This window comes from Shewanella sp. SG44-6, from assembly GCF_014164185.1.
In the GTDB taxonomy this organism is placed as follows: domain Bacteria; phylum Pseudomonadota; class Gammaproteobacteria; order Enterobacterales; family Shewanellaceae; genus Shewanella; species Shewanella vesiculosa.
The window spans coordinates 18,121-37,571 of sequence record NZ_JACJER010000038.1; the positions used below are offsets into that span (position 1 = coordinate 18,121).

A 19,451-nucleotide genomic window follows, 5' to 3' on the forward strand; every position below is an offset into this window, starting at 1 on the left:
CTGCTGGTAAATGCTATTAGCGCCAAACGAAATCAATGAAAAGGTAGAGCATGTTTAAAAGTACACAGAATTATATTGCATCCAGCGACCTCACCATGGCGGTAAATGCGGCCATTTCATTAGAGAAACCATTATTAATCAAAGGCGAGCCTGGAACCGGTAAAACCCAGTTAGCCGAAGAGTTAGCTAAATCACTCAATTGCAAACTGTACCAATGGCACATTAAATCGACCACTAAAGCGCAACAAGGGCTTTACGAATACGATGCTGTATCGCGCTTACGCGACAGTCAGTTAGGTGATGTTCGCGTGCATGATATTGGCAACTATATCGTAAAAGGTAAGTTGTGGCAGGCGTTTGAGGAAGAGCAAAGATCGATATTGTTGATTGATGAAATCGATAAAGCCGATATTGAGTTTCCAAATGATTTACTGCAAGAACTCGATAAAATGGAGTTTTATGTCTATGAAACTCAACAAGTGATTAAGGCCAAACAAAGGCCCATCATTATCATCACCTCAAATAACGAAAAAGAGTTACCTGATGCTTTTTTAAGGCGCTGTTTTTTCCATTACATTAAGTTTCCTACTAAAGCTGAAATGGAAAAAATTATCGATGTGCATCATCCTGATGTTAAACAAGCTTTATTAACACAAGCACTAGAGGTGTTTTTTGATTTACGTGAGGTCAATGGCATTAAGAAAAAACCCTCAACATCAGAATTAATTGATTGGCTCAAGCTACTGATTTCCGACGACATCTCACAAGACATCTTGCTCGATAATAAATCAGATATTATTCCCTTGTTTGGCGCGCTGTTAAAAAATGAGCAAGACGTTTCACTGATTGAAAAATTGGCCTTTATGAGTCGTAGAAACAGGTGATTTAACAGTGTTTATTGATTTTTTTCTTACCCTAAAAAAACACAAGGTGCCTTGTAGCTTACGCGAGCTATTAGATCTTATAGCCTTGCTCAAAAAAGGGCTGATTTTTGCCAACGTAGACGATTTTTATAACCTTGCCAAAATCGTCATGGTTAAAGATGAAATACACTACGACAGATATGACAAGGCTTTTGCTGAGTACTTTAACGGCATAGAGAGTATTGATATTTTCGATAAGATCTTGCCGGAAGACTGGCTCAGAAAAGAATTCGAAAAACACCTTAGCCAAGAAGAAAAGGATCAACTCAAATCACTTGGTGGCCTTGAAGCGTTAATGAAGGCGTTAAAAGAGCGTTTGGAAGAACAAAAAAAGCGTCATGCTGGCGGTAATAAATGGGTCGGAACAGGTGGTACATCACCCTTTGGGGCTTATGGTTATCATCCCGAAGGGATCAGAGTCGGCCAAGATAAAAATCGTAATAACAGTGCCGTGAAAGTATGGGACAAGCGCGAGTTTAAAAATTTCGACCAAGATCGCGAATTAGGCACCCGTAATATCAAGTTGGCCCTTAAAAAGCTAAGAAAGTTTGCTCGTACCGGCGCCAGTGAAAAGCTCGACATCAATACTACGATTAGCTCAACCGCTAAAAATGGTGGCATGTTAGATGTGCATATGGAGCCAGAACGCCATAATGCCGTTAAAGTGCTGATGTTTTTCGATATTGGCGGCTCGATGGATGATTATATCCATACTTGCGAAGAGCTGTTCTCCGCGGCCCACAGCGAATTTAAACATTTAAAGTTTTTCTATTTTCATAACTGTGTTTACGATCAACTGTGGCAAGACAACAACCGCCGCTTTGATAAAACCATCGATCTTGAAGAAATTATCAGAACATTTTCATCTGACTATAAAGTGATTTTCGTCGGCGATGCCACCATGGGACCTTATGAGATTATTGCTAAAGGTGGCAGTGTTGAACACTGGAATGAAAAACCAGGTATTGAATACATGAATCGATTGCTAGGCCATTTCAATAAGGTCGCATGGTTAAACCCGCAACCTGAAAATCACTGGCAGATCCATCATTCTATTGCTATTATCCAGCAGCTTGTTGGCAATAAAATGTACCCACTCACTGTGGATGGTATTGGGCGGGCAATTAAAGACATTAGCTAACAATAAAAACAGCAGCCAATTAGGCTGCTGTTTTTATTAACGGATATGAATCACATGATGCAATGAGTCGATAGGCTCTACATACAGTTAAAGCACAGACTCGCTTAACTGTTCTTCATTGCTTTTATCATGTCTAAAGCAACGGCTTCGGCAATACTAATGCCATCGATACCCGCCGATAAAATCCCACCAGCGTAACCCGCACCTTCACCTGCTGGGTATAAGCCTTTGGTATTGATACTTTGGAAATCTGCGCCGCGTTTAATTTGCACTGGTGAAGAGGTGCGAGTTTCAACGCCCGTTAACATGGCATCTTTACTGTCAAAACCACGGATCTTTTTACCAAAGGCAGGAATGGCTTCACGGATAGCATCGATGGCAAATTTCGGTAATGCATCACTTAAATCAGTCATTTTGACATTAGGTTTGTAAGACGGCTCGACATTTTCGAACGGTAATCCTGATCCTGCTGCCAAAAAGTCGCCAACCATTTGTGCCGGAGCATCATAATTACTGCCGCCCATAACATATGCATGACGCTCTAGTTTACGTTGTAGTGCAATACCTTGTAGTGGATCGTTATCAAAATCACTAGGATCTATGCCCACTACAATGGCACTGTTGGCATTACGCTCACTGCGCGAGTATTGACTCATACCGTTGGTTACCACTGCGTGTTCTTCAGACGTTGCCGCCACAACAACACCACCTGGACACATACAGAAACTGTAAACACTGCGGCCGCTTTTACAATGATGGACTAATTTATAATCAGCCGCGCCCAAAATAGGGTTGCCGGCATTGATGCCAAAGCGATCTTTATCGATCATCTCTTGCTTGTGTTCAATACGAAACCCAATTGAAAATGACTGCGCCTGCATAAACACGCCTTGGTCATGTAACATTTGGAAGGTATCACGGGCGCTGTGGCCTACTGCCGCAATCACATGCTTAGAATGCAGTACTTCGCCATTATTAAGGGTGACACCAGTAACTTGGCGATCGCTAATATTGATTTTATCGACGCGGGTTTCAAAGCGAATTTCACCGCCTAAGCGAATGATCTCACGGCGCATTTTTTCTACCATGGTGACCAATTTAAAGGTACCAATGTGGGGTTTACTCACATAAATGATTTCAGCAGGTGCACCGGCGGCAACAAATTCTTGTTTTACTTTTAAGCCTTTAAAACCTGGGTCTTTCACTTGGCTGTATAACTTACCATCCGAAAACGTGCCTGCACCACCTTCACCAAATTGCACATTTGATTCGGTATTGAGCTCGCTGGTACGCCAAAAGCGGAAGGTATCTTTAGCGCGTTCATGCACTGATTTACCGCGTTCTAAAATAATAGGATTAAAGCCCATTTGCGCTAACATCAGCCCAACAAATAAACCACAAGGTCCCATGCCAATCACGATTGGACGTTCGGTTAACCCTTCAGGTGCACAAGCGACATATTTATAATCGGTATCAGGCGATACACGAATGTTATGATCATCAGCAACTGATGCTAATAACTGTGCTTCGTCTACATTGGTTAAGGTCACATCCAAGGTATAAATTAAGAAAATTAAGTTCTTTTTGCGTGCATCGTAGCCACGCTTAAATATATGGATGTCAACCAGCTGATCCGCTGAAATAGAGAGCCTTTGCAACACCACTTCCTGGAGTGCATCTTCATTATGGTCGAGAGGCAATTTTACTTGGTTTAAACGGATCATGATTTACCTAAAAAAGAGACTTAAAAAACAGCGCGTAGTTTACGTGATCTAACCTTAAAATGAAATTATCTATTGATGTCATATGCCATACAGGCAGGTTCTATTAATGATATAGAGTAAATCATGGCCTTAGCTGAGTTTGTTTGCCTTTGTAATGTTCCGTCTAGACCCTTTATTTAGTGTTAATCTATAAACCATGTGATGATTTTTACCATTTTGTCATTAAATCTTTAGGTGTTGGTCAGCTATCGAAAATTTAATCAAACTAGTTACGGTATTCCATTAGCAAAATGAATGGTTTAGTTTACTGCGGTATCTGTCGTTGGTTGAGTAAAAGGGAGGCGTAATGTTATATCAAGGCATTTCTATCATGCTGGCCCCAGTATTAGTGTTTCAGGGACTTAAGGTTCGCCGTACTACGCCAAGGTTGCCTGAACCCGAGGGTGAACGAGTTGGGCAAACTGGATCGAATCCTGCGTTAAGCTTGCTTATTTTAGGTGACTCAGCTGCTGCAGGCGTTGGAGTGACCAATCAACAACACGCTTTATTGGGACAGATTATTGAGCAATTAAGCCCTCAACTCGAATTTAGTTATGCATTGTTTGCTAAGACAGGGTCGACGACAGCCACCACGTTACAAGCCTTACATGAACGCATTGATACAGCCCATCCAATCCTCAGCCAAAAGCACTATGATGTTATTGTTACATCACTGGGCGTCAACGACATTACTTCATCAATCAGTTGCGATAAGTGGCTGCAGCAACAAAAACAGTTGTTAGAGCTGATTACTCAGCGGTACAAACCCAAATTGATACTAGTGACGGCGTTACCGCCACTAGGGTTATTTCCTGTTTTGCCTAATCCACTTCGGTGGAGCTTAGGCCAGCGCGCCAATCAATTTAATCGTAAATTACAGCAATTATTAATTAAACTTGATCAGCATGGCGCTCTGCCTATAAATCAACATATCGATCCCACTACAGCCTTTAGATTAATTAAACTGCCGTTAGACAACCCACAACCCGATATCACCATGCTTGAATTTATGCGCCAAGTCATGGCCACAGATGGGTTTCACCCAGGAGCACCGATTTATAATGCATGGGCAAATTTAGTGGTGGAGCAGATAGTTGGTGGCATTAAATCTGCAGCTATTTAATGAAATAGATGTATGACATGCGTTTCTGCCTACTATGAGTCGGATATATGGCCGTAGGCCATAATTATAAAGTACAAAATATAAGACAAACACCTGGATCCCGGCTAAAAAGCATTACCGGGACGACGTGAGAGTTGGGACGACGAGAAGGCTGTTAGCAATCATCAGTCCATAAATGAGTAGATGTCTTCGCTTATAAATATCCAAGAGGGAGTTTGATAGTGATCAAACTGTATTCCAGTCGTACAGCTAAAGCATAACGCATAGCTTTTACTACTTGGTATAGCTAATTCGATACACGGCATTGGCAAAGTCATCTGATACCAAGATCGAGCCATCTGCCAGAGTCATCACATCTACTGGGCGTCCCCAGCTTTGTTCACCATTGAGCCAGCCTGTAGCAAAAGGTGAATAGTCGCTCACCGTATTACCATTTAGCACCACTTTCATGATGCGATAGCCGACTTTATTGCTGCGATTCCACGACCCGTGCTGCGCGATTAAGATGGTATTTTTATATTCAGCAGGAAATTGCTGGCCCTGATAAAACTCCATACCTAACGCCGCGACATGAGCGCCAAGAGTTAATGCTGGCGGTGTATTCAGTTTGGCAATCTCTGGATTGGTAAATTCGGGATCCGCGATATTGTTATTGTGAACATAAGGAAAACCAAAGTGTTGGCCGGTTTGGCTGACGCGATTTAGCTCATCATCGGGTAGGTCATCGCCCATCATGTCACGGCCATTATCGGTAAACCATAATTCGCCAGTGACAGGGTGAAAATCAAAGCCAACACTGTTACGTACACCTTGCGCGACTATGGTGGTCTGCATAGAGTCTTGTTGTGTAGAGCCTGCTTTCTGGGTCTGTGTTTGTTGACTACCTGTTAGTTGGTTATCTGTAAGTTGAGAGTCTGGGTCCAATTTTAGAATACTGGCAAAAGGCAATTCACTTTCGCACACATTGCAAGGTGCACCTACAGGAACGTACAATTTACAGTCTGGGCCAAAGGCGATAAATTTCCAACCATGGTGTGATTTATTCGGCAGTTTATCAAACACTAATTCTGCTTTAGGGATGGTGGGTAATGACTTTTCAATATCAGGATAACGCCAGATTTTATCTACTTCTGCGACATATAAACTGCCTTGATGAAACGCTATCCCTGAGGGCATAAATAAATCGGTCGCAACCATGATTTTTTTGTCCGCTTTAAAATCATGATTAGTGTCAATAAGTGCGTAGACATTACCCGCTTTACGGCTGCCAACAAATACAGTGCCGTTATCGCCTAGTGCCATTTGACGAGCATTTTCAATATTTTCAGCGTAGATATCGATGCTAAAGCCTTGGGGTAATTGAATTCTATCTAAAGGTAATGCTTGTGATGGGCAAGAGAGACTCATCCCCAAAGTGAAAGCAGTTAATAAGGTAATTGGCTTAATCATATTGAGGGTCCCTTTATGCAATAGTATTGTTAATCAACAAGGTAATCTTAGTACTTTTATCAATGTTTTTACGACAATCACCATGAAGTTCATTCACAAGATTATCGACATCGATTCTTATCAAGAATTTTATCGATAATCGACTATTATCAATATCTTAAAATTATCAATAGACAAATATTATCAATAGCCTACGCTTACCAATCTTTAATAATATTTTTGATCATAGCAGCAGTATTTTCTGGCTGCTCTAGCGGGAACATGTGGCCGCCGTTAGGTAGCGTCATTAATTCAATGTCGTTAAGTTTGGCAAATCGAACAAAATGTTTAATCGGGAAGATGGTAGTCTTTTCACCATAAATCAGTTTTGCGGGCACCTTGAGTTTGTTTTTATATGTCACTAAGTTAGTCGGTAAGTGCCTAAAGATATCCGCTTCGACAGCCGGTGAGAAGGTTAATTCTAAACGCTTGTTACGTGAAACTGCGCCAGAATGCACATAGTCTTGCAAGCAACGAGAGTCGAAGTTTTTGAATAATGACTTATGTGAAAAATAATCAACCAAGTTTGTTTTTTCTGGCCAGTGATTTTGACGAGTTTTGGCTTTACCAGCAGGAGATAGCCTATCAATATACGGTGTACGTTTGATAAAACTCAGTAAATGTGACAATGCGCCAGTCACCACCGGTGGATCTAACATCACTAAACCGCGAAACAATTCCGGATGCTGGCAAGCTGCGATAAAAGAAATAACTCCGCCAAAAGAATGGCCGACACAAATGACTTTTTCATCCTGCTTTCTAATAAATTCAACTAGTTCTGTAACTAGATGTTGCCAGTTGCTGTGTATCGGATAGAGGATGTTATGCCCAAACTGATCATGGGCTACGGTGCGATAATCGCGAGTAAATTCTGCTAATAATGTTTTATAGCTTCCCGCTGGAAAGCCATTAGCATGAACTAGGTTTATCAGTGGTTTTGTCATAATGTCTCTGATGGATGTTTGGGCTATTTGCGGTGTAATTTGATTCAAATAAATTCACTCTACATTTTATTTAAGCGCAAATAGCACAGTATTCCCCAATATTTAGAATATTTTTATCGGATCAATGGGCGTTAGCTCGGCAAACTCTGGCGCACGATTTTGCGCTTTAGCTGTGAATATTTCCATCATATCGTTTTGTGGTTGGAACATGCCGCTTTGCCAGACCGACATATATTGTAAGCTGTCTTGAACAGTATGATCGCGGGCATAATTAATCATCTCTTTACAGCCTGTTACCGCTAAAGGCGAGCGGGCGGCGATCTCGGCTGCGATGGCTAATACTGCGGTGATCATCGTTTGTTGGTCGTCATACACTTGATTGACCAAACCGGCTTGTTTAGCTTCTTCTGCTGGCATTCTGCGACCCGTATAAGCAAGCTCTTTCACTAGACCGATTGAAATCAACTTAGGCAAACGCTGTAACGTACCAACATCAGCAGTCATGCCGAGTTTAGTTTCTTCAATACTGAAAAACGCATCTTGTGTGCAGTAGCGGCAATCGGCGGCGGTAACCATATCAACCGCGCCGCCAATACAGCCGCCTTGAATCGCCACTAATACTGGCATCCGAGCCGTTTCTAACACACTAAAACAGTCTTGTAGCTTTAGCACTAATCGACGTAGTTGGTCGTGTTTTCGGCCTAACTCGATATTGTCGTTTGGGCCATTGGCACTGAATACGGCCAAATCCATACCAGCACTAAAGTGTTTACCTGTTGATGAAATAACAATCGCCCGAGCTGCTGATTTATTATTAATATCATCAATAACCCTTGGGAACTCATGCCAAAAATCGACGTTCATTGAATTCAACGAGTCAGGTCTATTTAGGACGATATGGGCCACTTTATGGCTAATATTGACGGTTAGCGTGTTGTACTCTTGCTCAGAAGTCATGACTATTTCCTTATAGATTCAATGTGATTTGCTTATCCAGCTCAATTGCATCACTTAGCGACGCGAGTATTGTTTGGCGCTCTTTTAGTTTAGTACCATGATGAGCTTTCATATTGAGCGTCTGCATGTGTTTAGCAACGCTCATTGCTGTGCTCATGAGAACGTCTGCTTGCACCACTTGGTCAAGAAATCCTGCAAGCACAGCAGATTCAGGAGCAAACAGCTCAGCATTGATCACTGCACGGCTGAGGTAGTTTTGTGGAATGCGATTTCGGGCAATTTCAATCCCAGCTTGGTGCATTGTCATGCCAATAGCGACTTCGTTTAAGCCAATTTTAAAGTCACCGGTACAACCAATTCGATAATCACAACTGAGTAATAAAAATGCCCCTTTGGCGATTGCATGACCAGTACACACGCCGATGATCGGAGTAGGGAACGCCAACATTCTGTATGCCAAGCCGGAGCCCGCAGTCACAAGGGCAATGGCAGAATCTGAACTTTGCTTCATTGTTTTTAAGTCATAGCCGCCTGAGAATATTCCTGCTTGGCCAGTTATCACCACCACAGCAGCTTGCTGTTCAGCATCGTCTAGGGCGGCATGAATCTGTGCTATCACCTCTAGTGAGATTGCATTTACCTTGCCATTGTTCAAGCTGATGATATGGACATTGTCTTCAATTGTGACGTTAATTAATTGCATTTTTCACCTGGAATGTGGTTGCTAATTGTTTATTAAACAATAATTTAGTTTAATGGGCTAGGCAAGGGGGAATCGGTATATTTGCCCCTAAGGCCTTTAATTATTGTTTGTTTATACCTAGCCTTGCTATCAATATGTTATACCCAACATAGCAACTAAAAACCTGCCAGTAAATAGCATGGTTATTGCCTAAGGCGTTGGCATAAATGATATTTTCTACTTTGCCCGCAGCATTAGTGTCTAGATTACGGTATGTGACTCATTCGTTATCCATAATGAATAATAACGATGGCTTAATACTCGCTATTTTGAGTCTTTAGTCATGTAAGTGACTCATGTAAGTGACTCATGCAAGTGACTCATGCAAGTGACTCATAGGTAAACTTGGTTGATTGACGAATGCATGAATGGCGCGATTCACTTCAGCGGGTCTTTCATGTTGCAGCCAGTGACTGGTATTTGCAAAACGTTTAATTGTGCAATCTGCAACATAGCGCTCAATGTTATTGAGGGTTTCGTTAACGAACGCTAAATCTTGTTCACCCCAAAGCACTAACGTTGCCTGATTAATTCGAATATTGGGGATCCTTATGTCAGTCGTCTTTTTGATTTGCCCTGTGTTGATTGACGTCTCATCGGCTAATGCTTTTTCAATGCCATCATCTGTGTCGCTGGGAGCTAATTGTGGCATAGCTCGATAGTATTGCAGCATGCCATTAATGGCTCCGTATTGGCCCCACACTTTTTTGTAACGTGCGAGTACCTGTTCAGTAAAAATTACCTCTTGTGAGCTAACCATTATTTTTTCAGTTAAATAGCGATAATCATCCTCGATTAATAGTGTTTCAGCTGATGGACTAATCAACTGATGAATATAAGCACTCTTTTGTCGTTGAATAGGGTTATTGATCATCTCTCGGGTAAAGGTACTCGGATGAGCGGCATTAAGAATAATCAGTTTGCTTATTAAGTGAGGATAAAAAGCGGCTAATGGCCAGGCTATAGCGCCGCCCCAATCATGAGCAACCAAAATGACAGGCTCTGTAGGGCTTATGGCGGCAATAAACTGAGCGATAAACGCGATTAAATTGGGGACAGTATAAAAGTCTAGTTCACTGGGTTTATCACTTAGGTTATATCCGGGTAAGTCAGGCGCAATAACATGATAGTGAGTTGAAAAATAGTCTAACTGTTTTTGCCATGAGCCCCAATATTCAGGAAAACCATGTAAAAATACCATGGTCGATAAGGGTTTTGTTTCTGACATATGGCCAGTTTCAACATAATGTATATTGACCTTATCCACTGCAATATACTGATGCATTAGCTTCATATTCAATCTCAGCACAAATTAAGGCCTATTGAGGCCTAGTTAAACGGTACAGATGATGCTTTATTGGAAGAATGTAACTGAATTCTCAAGCAACTCACGGTCTGTTCTGGTGTTATTTACCGCAGCGCTATCATCGGCATAACCAAAAGACATGCCAAACAAAATTCCGCGTTCATCTGGCAGGTTAAGTATTTCTCTAACAGGATCAGGAAATTGTCCTAGCGCGCCTTGCATGCAATTTGATATGCCATGTTCTGCCATCACAAGCGATAACGTTTGTGCATAAATACCTAAGTCGACAGCCCCCATAATGTCTAAGTATTTATCCATGGTAAAAAACACCGCATGTGGCGCATCAAAAAATTGCCAATTACGTAACATGGCCATTTGACGGGCTTTTTTGTCTTCGCGTGCGACCCCAATTGCGCTGTATAACGCATTAGCTGAACCAAATTGACGCTCACGATGAATGCCTTGATATTGCGGTAACCAATTGAAATCAGGGTTTGGTGATGCGCCGCTCATCAAAGTTTCTATCAATCGTTGTTTCAGTTTATCTTTAGTTGCCCCAGATACCACACAAGCTTGCCATGGTTGCACATTACAATTGGACGGGGAAAGTTGCGCACTGGCGAAAATTTTCTGTAATGTGTCATCTGCCACAGGTTGGTCAACAAAGGCTCTTACTGAAGTTCGCTGTTGTAATATCGATTCTATAGACATGTTTGATACTCTTATTAGTTGGATTTTGAATTGTTTTAAAATGTATATTTTAATCCAGGCACAAGCTTGTTGATTCATTGAGGGAAAATGGTATTGCTCCACGATTAAGCATTGTTATTGATAATCTCAACGATCATTTTCGTAGAACAGTATGAGTCAATAACCACAGGGAAGAACATTAAGATTGATCCCAGTCTTGCCCACTCTTTGCTCAAATAAAACCCTACGACTATGCTAATTTAGCTCCAAACGATGCTAGATGCTGTATTAAAATTAAACCAATCGATTATTTTAATAATGAACTATTCGCATAATGAATAGTGCACTGTTATAGGCTAATAAAGCTGCTATATATGTGCAAGTCGCGCCACAAAGGCACAGTAGACAAGTAAACTATCGGGCAATTGATCAAGATTAATGCGCAATATTGTGCCATTGGCTTGTTAAGCTAGAGGTACTATTAGCAAGGTGAATGTGTAGCTATAATTAATATGCATTTGGATAATACATCTTGTTACTTTAGCATCAGTAATATGACGGGTTATTTATATGGAAAATCATTTAAATAATCACTTAATCGCAGAGGTTGTTGTTTTTTGAGATAAATTTTGCAGACGTTACCGGCAATGATAGTTAAGGCGGAGCTTGTTAGATGTCTTCATCTATGTACATAAGCGACTCTTCACACCGGTATCTGGGAGTGGCTAATCGATAGGGTTTATTTTTATATAAATCAGGTTTTCATAAGGTATTACTTATTTAGAGACTTTCTGTCTAACATTTGTTCTACATGCTTAAATAAACCATTAGCCGTCTGTGTTAAATAAAATTTAGCCACAAAAGATTAACAGCCCCTAACACTTATAGATAATAGTTGGAGAGCAACAATGCCTGAATACAAAGCCCCCATTCGTGATGTTAAGTTTGTGATGCAAGAATTGCTCGGCTGTGAAGGCCACTATGAGCATTTAGGCTATCAAGATGCGACTATTGATATGGTTGATGCCATTATCAATGAAGCTGCAAAACTAACAGAAGAGGTTGTTGCGCCATTAAATCAAATTGGCGATCAGCAGGGTTGTACATGGAAAGACGGCGCGGTCACCACACCTGATGGCTTTAAAGAGGCGTATGCCCAGTATGTAGAAGGCGGTTGGCCAACATTATCTCAGTCTGAAGAATTTGGTGGTCAAGGTTTACCACATTCGCTAAATATTAGTATCGCTGAGCTATTTTCCAGTGCGAATCATAGTTTTGCCATGTACCCAGGACTCAGTCATGGTGCATTAGCCACCATTGAAGCCCACGGCACAGAATCACAAAAGCAACAGTTTATGCCCAAACTTGTTGAAGGTAAGTGGACTGGCACCATGTGCTTAACTGAGCCGCACTGTGGCACAGATTTAGGTATGTTGCGCACCAAGGCTGAACGTCAAGATGACGGCAGCTATTCGTTAACGGGCACAAAAATCTTTATTTCGGCGGGTGAACACGATCTGTCAGACAACATAGTGCATATTGTTATTGCTCGTATTCCTGGCGCGCCAGAAGGTAATAAAGGCATATCTTTATTCATTGTGCCTAAATTTAATGTCAATATTGACGGCACCATTTCAGATAGAAATGGCGTGAATTGTGGCTCAATAGAGCACAAAATGGGTATCAATGGTAACGCGACTTGTGTGATTAACTTTGATGGCGCTACAGGCCATTTAATTGGCGAACCTAATCGCGGCCTTAAATGCATGTTTACCTTCATGAATGCAGCCCGTATCGGTGTGGCGAGTGAAGGTGTTGCCGCAGCAGAGGCTTCTTTCCAAGGTGCCCTAGCTTACGCCAAAGATCGATTACAGATGCGTTCTATTAGCGGGGTTAAAAACCCTAATGGCCCTGCGGATCCGATTATTGTTCATCCAGATGTACGTAGAATGTTGTTAACTCAAAAGTCTATTGCTGAAGGTGGCCGTGCATTAATTTCATATTTGGCTCAGTTAGTGGATATCGGCCATGCTGAGAAAGATGAGGCAATTAAAGCGGATGCTGAGACCAAATTGGCATTATTAACCCCAATTGCAAAAGCCTTTCTCACTGAACTTGGCTTTGAATGTACCAGCCTTGGCGTTCAGGTGTTTGGTGGCCATGGCTTTATTAAAGAGTGGGGCATGGAACAGTTAATGCGTGATACCAAAATCAGTTGTATATATGAAGGCACAACCGGTATTCAAGCCTTAGATTTACTGGCACGTAAAATTATTGGCAGCCAAGGCGAAGTGTTAAAACCTTTTTCTCAAGATGTGACCGCATTCTGCCAACAGAACATGGACAACCCTGCGATGGCAGAGTTTATTAAACCCATTATGATTTATGCTAAAGAGTGGCATGAACTTACTGTATTGATCGGTGCTAAAGCGATGAAAAATCCTGATGAAATTGGTGGTGCTTCAGTTGATTACCTCATGTATGCCGGCTATGTAACTTTAGCGTTTTTCTGGGCAAAAATGGCAAAAGTCGCTCAAGATAAACTGGCTACAGATACAAGTGAAACAGCATTCTATGAAGCTAAAATAAAAACCGCTCAGTTTTATATGCAACGTATGTTACCAAGAGCAAAAGGCCATGCAGCATGTATTCAAAATGGCGTTGACTCAATGATGGCACTGAGCAGCGATGATTTTGCTTTTTAAGTAAACTGTATACGCTGATAACGTTCTGCTTAAACACCGCAACCTTATAGGTTGCGGTGTTTTTATTTGTAACCAGACAATAATACCGAAGATATTGATACCATAAATACAAAGTAATATATTGATAATTAACGCTTATAATCTAATACTGCTTAAGGTGATAACTTAACTGATGGCATGTCGCGTCGTGGTTTAATTCGGCTATAATGGTTAACTTCAGAATAAAAATAACAAGGGATTAAACAGATGTCAGGTAAAATATTTACTTCAGTGATTCCACTGCTCGCTTTATTTCCATTGACGTCATCAGCCAACTCTTGGGTTGATGTCAGTAATCAATACACAAACAAACAAATACAGATAACCAGTCAATTTCAGCCAGAAATGGCCAGTTCAATAGGGATTACTGAAGCTGATAGTCTGTGTAGTAATATCACTAAGGCACAGCAAGATAAATATATAGAGACGCTTGAAACCAGTAAGAAAACCTTGCTACAAGCGGTGAAAACTGAAAAATCATTGCCAGTTCGTCAAGACCTTAACATTATTATCGACAATATTGATCAGACCATTGCCGCGGGTAATTTAGACGATAAATACATGCTGCCTTGGGTTGATGTCCCCCTGATTATATTCAGAGGTGTGTCGGCATTATTAGATGATCAAATGTCAGATACACGCAAACAAGCGGCTAATACCCGTCTTGCGTGTTATGTCGGCAAAACAGGGCAAGCAGCCTTAACGGAGCAAGCCAAAACCTTATTTGAAGCGGCGTTAGCCAACAAAAAGTTAATTGGGCCGACAAAAGAAGAAGTTAACCAAGCCCTAGCGAGAACTGACACTTTATTACAAGGTTTACAGCAGTTATTTGAACAAAATGAATTCATAAAAGCCGATGAGAATATGTTGCTATTAAAGCAGCAAATTGAAGACTATCGTCAATGGGCTGAAAAAATGGTTATTCCGAACACACGTGATGACTTTAGATTACCCGAAGAAATTTATGCCTTAAAACTCAAAACCGTTGGCATCGATATCGACCCTGAGTTGTTAATTGAACGCGCTAAAGCAAGTTACATGATAACCAAAGCGAATATGCAGGCGTTAGCGCCCTTGGTTGCACAAAAATTTAATATGCCATCAAGTGATTATCGTGACGTGATTAAAGCTCTTAAAAAAGAATCATTAACCAAGGATAAAATTGAAAATTATTATCGTGAAACCAATAAAAAACTTGAGGCCTTGATCAGTAAACATCATGTGGTTGATTTACCTAAACGCGATATGATCATGCGACTTGCAAGTGATGCCGAAGCGGCAGGTAGTCCTGCTCCTCATATGTTGCCGCCACCATTTATTGGCAATACTGGTGAGCAAGGCCAATTTGTTCTGACAACCGGTAACCCTGCATTAACGGGTGATGCTGCCTACGATGACTTTAATTTTTATGCGGTTGCTTATACATTAAGTGCCCATGAAGGCAGACCTGGGCATGAATTACAATTTGCGGTCATGTTGGAGCAGGGCGTTTCACTGGCACGAGTATATTATGCTTTTAACAGCGTTAACGTAGAAGGTTGGGCATTGTACGCCGAAGCGGAAATGTTGCCGTATCTGCCTATTGAAGCACAGCTTATTGCCCTGCAACATAGGTTATTGCGTAATGCTCGCGCGATGTTAGACCCGATGTTGAACCTAGGTCTGACAACAAAAGAAAACGCATATTCATTGTTACGCAACGATGTGGTGTTTTCAGAAGCGGCTGTAAAACAAGAAGTTGATCGATACACTATGAGAATGCCTGGCCAGGCTGGCAGTTATTTTTATGGCTTATCACGATTATTGGAGATCCGCGCCGGAGTTGAAATAGCCCTAGGCGACAAGTTCGATCGTTTAGCGTTTAATAATTTTGTGTTGAGCCAAGGCTTGATCCCACCTAAATTAATGGCGGAAGCGGTTAACCAACAATTTTTAGCTCAGTAAAAATGTACCGGTTTATTTAATGGATCCCATTTAAATCGTTACCGATTTGAATGGGATTTTTTATGCCATGCAATGATTGAATAATGTAAGCAGCATGTTAGCCAATATGCTGCTTACATTGCTTTTAATCTATGATTTACGGTTTGATATAGCATATTGTTTATTGCTGACTAAAGTCTATTTTACTTTGGCGCAATACATAGCTGAATCACTTTTTAGCATAGGGTAAACGCATAAGTTTATTGCTAGTGTGGTAACTATCTAATCCTGTAATCGCCACTGTGTCTATTGCTTGCAAGTCTAAAAAGCCCTCACTTTGAAGTGCAGCTTCATCAACATACACATCGATAATTTCACCAATCACCAGCTCAGTACCATTAACGGCTAAATGTTGATGCTCAATAAATTTTACCGAATATTTTAAACGACTTTCTTTTACAAATGGCGCGGTAAAATTATTTAAGTATTCAGGTGTTAGTCCCGTTAGCGCAAACTCCGACTCGTCTTTATCATAACGGGCTGATGTTTGATGAGCCTGCTTATAAATTGATTGATTAACTTGGTTAATTGTATAGCAACCCGTTTGTAAAATATTTTCAAATGTATGACGAGGTACTGTATGTGGGCGCACTATCATACCCACCAGCGGCGGATTTGCGCCTAGGTGTATCACCGAGCTGACAATAGACAAGTTAGTCAAGCCTTGTGAGTCTTGAGTGCCAATTAAATTAGCGCTTTTAAAACCAGAGAGTGAATTAATCAAATGGGTACGGGTGTGTTTATCAAGCGCGTCTATGCGCTCTTGGGTAAAATGCATTTGAAGTCCTTAACAGTAAAATAGTGTGACCCTATCAATCTTAATGGGCTGATTAACTTTTTAGATATCAATATTTCTGAGTGTGCGCTGTTGGTAACATGCAACACGTTTGTGTTTATCGTTTGTCAGATTTTAGTTTCCTATGACACTGACCGTTAGAACAGCTTGAATTGGGCATTAAAAATTTACTAATAGAATGCCTATACTTTGCAAAAAAGCGATATCCAAGGTCGGCAAATAAGCGAATGATGGGTAAGCGGATAAGTTTTAACCAGCGATGTTTTCCAACAATCTCCCACGCCTGACAAGTCACATCAAGGCCGTAAATCATTTCACCCGATAGTGTTTGTGCTTGTAAATACATCATTGCCTGATTGACATCAATACTTGGGTATCGAAGACTAAAATCAAGCGCATTAAGATCTTCGAGGATGATTTTTTGATGAATATCAGCATGTTTTAGTTGCTGCATTTCGATGCTGCATAGTGGGCAATTGCCATCGTAGAAAATGATCATATTACTGCTTTGAGATAATTCGAAAGAGATAGTTTTTACGTTCAAGGATGACAAATAGATCCATTAAATAATGCTTGATCGCCCTGTGGCATCATACAAGGGCAAATGAGGCATAAATGAGCATTATGTTGCCATGCATGTTAACGTATATTTTCAGGATAAAAATCCAATATTCTGAAGCCAAGTATTTAAATCAAGCAAAAACTTCAGTCGTTAAAGCTGTTTTAACCACGTCATTAAAAGGACAATCATTATGAGTAAGAAACAAGCATACGAAAAAAAATTGCAGGCGCAACTCGATGAGTGGAGTGCCCAAATTGATAGACTGAAAGCAAAAGCCGATGGTAAAGCTGCTGATGAGCAACTGGAATACTATCAAAGAATAGAGGAACTTGAGTCGATGAAACAATCTGCCAATAAAAAACTTAATGAGCTTAAAAAAGCCAGTGATGATGCTTGGGAAGACGTAAAAGTCGGCATTGATAGCGCCTGGGATTCGCTCAGTGCAGCATTTAAGTCAGCGAGTTCAAGGTTTAAGTAATCATGTTACATTAAAGATATTTGATATCATATCTATCCTCTATTAAGGTGACCAATGATTAATACGTTACACATTGTTAAATGGGCTATTAATCTTGGTCGCCATAACAGCTATAAATCACGCCAGTCATTAATGGCAGCTTCTCTATTGGACGACCTAAATAGCTTAGTTACAATTAACAATTAGCAGTGGAAGCTTACTATTACCAGCCAATAAAATAGTGCAAGTGCCTTCCTTGGTAAGGTCGAATTAGGCTACCTTGCGATAAACAACAATTGCCCTAACGACCATTTTTATTGCTGGAAAATAGAGTCTTAAACAACATAATGCAGATCCTAATCCTTGATAAGTGACTGCATTTTATTACTGTAACCCCTTCATAAACTCGAGTGTGTTACCCTTGAACGATTAACAGGGTAGGCAAGCAATTCTAAGTTACCTCTCAAGCTCCATTGGGTCTATCCATGTTTTCTGGTTATTTACAGTCAACTTAGTGTTCACTTGAGTTCATATGATGTTTTGCCATCTGTTCTCAATCTATAGTGACCTTATCTAGATCAAGCTTGTGCCGATAAGTGAGTGCTATTCAATAATAGGTAAATGTCATCAGCATGGTATTGGATGAAGAACGTAACCTCATTTATGCGTGCACATTATTAGCGCAATGAGCCACCTTGGTCGATAAATTATTACAGGTCAAAAATATGAAAAAACTGTTCAATAAGATTTTTGCTGGAGTCCATCTTTTCGCAGCTGTCACTCTTATCATCTTATCTTTGATAATTATGCTGTGGTCTATTTACGAGGTCATTTCTGGCATAGAGTATGACTCTGGATTTATTCCATTAATGCTTCAATCTGTCGCCACTATTATCATAGCTGCAGCGATTATCGATGTTGCACAGTATATGATGGAAGAAGAAGTGTTTAAGGATAAAGAGCTGCGAGATCCCAAAGAGGCAAGAAGAACAATTACAAAAATTATTGTCATTATTACCATCGCCGTCAGTATTGAAGGACTGGTGTTTATATTCAAAGCAGGAACGAAAGACCTTAGCCTTTTACTCTATCCGGCGTTACTTATTATGGTATCAGCGATTTTGATTGTTTCGCTTGGTTTATATCAAAAATTAAGCGCGACTATCGAAAAAAGAGAAGAGGAAAGTGAATAGTAAGCCTGTGAAAAATGATATTTAGCTATGGCTTAGATAAGTGTTGCGCCGCCATATGCGGCGATTCTCTTTAGTGAAAATGGTTATCTAAATAGAGCGAGTACTAACAGGCTATATTTCACCTTGTAGCTATATTTCAGGGATATCTTTCAGTAATGTTAAGATAGTTTGATTATTGTTTATATTTGCTAAATCAATTAGATAGCTTTTCTCAAGCTCTTGCATCGGTTCATTTGCTAATAAATCTTTTACCAACTGCTCTTCATCATTTGCGATAGCGGTTTTTAAGGCTGCAAAAGTAGCGATACTATGCTTTGCAAATCAGCGCTCAAGCCACAGTTAAGGACAAGTCGTAACCTGTTTAACAGGCTTAGATGGCCTCGACAACGATTCGGTATATTTACCATCACTTTGATTGCAACATGCACGTTAATATTGTTAGTGTGAGTGAACAGCTAGACATCAATATCAACCAATTAATGGAGTGCAACTAATGGGATCGCATAATACTGATCAACATAAGCACAGTATCGCTACTTTTGCAGCCTTAAAAACCGCTATCGCAAATGATGAAGAGCAGTTGGTAAAAGATTTATTAGCAAATGAACCGATGCAAGAGCTTGAGAAAAGCTATCTAAT

16 protein-coding genes are annotated in these 19,451 nt (G+C 40.6%); 7 read left to right on the top strand and 9 right to left on the bottom strand.

The genetic code is table 11. From position 1 onward, the window contains the following. Positions 1-50: 50 nt before the first annotated feature. A complete protein-coding gene (locus tag H5185_RS09015) occupies positions 51-884 on the top strand; it encodes a MoxR family ATPase (protein WP_182722908.1) in 834 nt (277 codons plus the stop codon). 7 nt (positions 885-891) lie between these two features. Next, positions 892-2,064: a VWA domain-containing protein gene (locus H5185_RS09020; RefSeq protein WP_182697333.1), complete on the top strand. Its 1,173-nt coding sequence runs from the start codon at positions 892-894 to the stop codon at positions 2,062-2,064. Positions 2,065-2,168: 104 nt separating this feature from the next. Here the strand turns inward: H5185_RS09020 and H5185_RS09025 are convergent, their stop codons facing one another. Further along, positions 2,169-3,788: an NAD(P)/FAD-dependent oxidoreductase gene (locus H5185_RS09025; protein ID WP_182697334.1), complete on the bottom strand. Its 1,620-nt coding sequence runs from the start codon at positions 3,786-3,788 to the stop codon at positions 2,169-2,171. A gap of 346 nt (positions 3,789-4,134) precedes the next feature. On the opposite strand from H5185_RS09025, the gene H5185_RS09030 reads away from it, so the two are divergent. After that, positions 4,135-4,950, top strand: coding sequence for an SGNH/GDSL hydrolase family protein (locus tag H5185_RS09030; RefSeq protein WP_182722909.1), 816 nt, complete (start codon positions 4,135-4,137; stop codon positions 4,948-4,950). Between the two features lie 273 nt (positions 4,951-5,223). Here H5185_RS09030 and H5185_RS09035 read toward each other — a convergent pair whose 3' ends face one another. From H5185_RS09035 to H5185_RS09060, 6 genes are all read right to left on the bottom strand, one after another. After that, positions 5,224-6,399: a sorbosone dehydrogenase family protein gene (locus H5185_RS09035; protein ID WP_182741923.1), complete on the bottom strand. Its 1,176-nt coding sequence runs from the start codon at positions 6,397-6,399 to the stop codon at positions 5,224-5,226. A gap of 197 nt (positions 6,400-6,596) precedes the next feature. Beyond that, positions 6,597-7,382, bottom strand: coding sequence for an alpha/beta fold hydrolase (locus tag H5185_RS09040; RefSeq protein ID WP_124014840.1), 786 nt, complete (start codon positions 7,380-7,382; stop codon positions 6,597-6,599). A gap of 102 nt (positions 7,383-7,484) precedes the next feature. After that, positions 7,485-8,339 carry a crotonase/enoyl-CoA hydratase family protein gene (locus H5185_RS09045; RefSeq protein WP_182741924.1) on the bottom strand — a complete coding sequence of 285 codons (855 nt, stop codon included), beginning with the start codon at positions 8,337-8,339 and terminating at the stop codon, positions 7,485-7,487. Positions 8,340-8,349: 10 nt separating this feature from the next. Then, positions 8,350-9,042, bottom strand: coding sequence for a crotonase/enoyl-CoA hydratase family protein (locus H5185_RS09050; protein ID WP_182741925.1), 693 nt, complete (start codon positions 9,040-9,042; stop codon positions 8,350-8,352). 346 nt (positions 9,043-9,388) lie between these two features. Continuing rightward, positions 9,389-10,375 carry an alpha/beta fold hydrolase gene (locus H5185_RS09055; protein WP_182741926.1) on the bottom strand — a complete coding sequence of 329 codons (987 nt, stop codon included), beginning with the start codon at positions 10,373-10,375 and terminating at the stop codon, positions 9,389-9,391. A 60-nt stretch (positions 10,376-10,435) separates the two neighbouring features. Beyond that, positions 10,436-11,098 (bottom strand): nitroreductase, encoded by a 663-nt coding sequence (locus tag H5185_RS09060; protein ID WP_182741927.1) that lies wholly within the window; start codon positions 11,096-11,098, stop codon positions 10,436-10,438. 887 nt (positions 11,099-11,985) lie between these two features. Between H5185_RS09060 and H5185_RS09065 the strand changes: the two genes are divergently transcribed. Together H5185_RS09065 and H5185_RS09070 are read left to right on the top strand one after the other, a co-directional pair. Further along, positions 11,986-13,782 carry an acyl-CoA dehydrogenase C-terminal domain-containing protein gene (locus H5185_RS09065; RefSeq protein WP_124014845.1) on the top strand — a complete coding sequence of 599 codons (1,797 nt, stop codon included), beginning with the start codon at positions 11,986-11,988 and terminating at the stop codon, positions 13,780-13,782. A 246-nt stretch (positions 13,783-14,028) separates the two neighbouring features. Further along, on the top strand, positions 14,029-15,765 hold the full coding sequence (locus H5185_RS09070; protein WP_182741928.1) for a DUF885 domain-containing protein: 1,737 nt from the start codon (positions 14,029-14,031) through the stop codon (positions 15,763-15,765). 208 nt (positions 15,766-15,973) lie between these two features. Here the strand turns inward: H5185_RS09070 and H5185_RS09075 are convergent, their stop codons facing one another. Both H5185_RS09075 and H5185_RS09080 read right to left on the bottom strand, forming a co-directional pair. After that, complete coding sequence (locus H5185_RS09075) at positions 15,974-16,582, bottom strand: flavin reductase family protein (RefSeq protein ID WP_182741929.1); 609 nt, start codon at positions 16,580-16,582, stop codon at positions 15,974-15,976. 115 nt (positions 16,583-16,697) lie between these two features. Next, the gene (locus H5185_RS09080; protein ID WP_124015025.1) at positions 16,698-17,099 is read right to left on the bottom strand and encodes a thiol-disulfide oxidoreductase DCC family protein; all 402 of its coding nucleotides are present in this window, start codon (positions 17,097-17,099) and stop codon (positions 16,698-16,700) included. Between the two features lie 253 nt (positions 17,100-17,352). On the opposite strand from H5185_RS09080, the gene H5185_RS09085 reads away from it, so the two are divergent. After that, positions 17,353-17,640, top strand: a complete 288-nt coding sequence (locus tag H5185_RS09085; protein WP_182722916.1) for a coiled coil domain-containing protein — start codon at positions 17,353-17,355, stop codon at positions 17,638-17,640. 704 nt (positions 17,641-18,344) lie between these two features. Next, a complete protein-coding gene (locus H5185_RS09090) occupies positions 18,345-18,812 on the top strand; it encodes a hypothetical protein (protein ID WP_182741930.1) in 468 nt (155 codons plus the stop codon). Positions 18,813-19,451 lie beyond the last annotated feature (639 nt).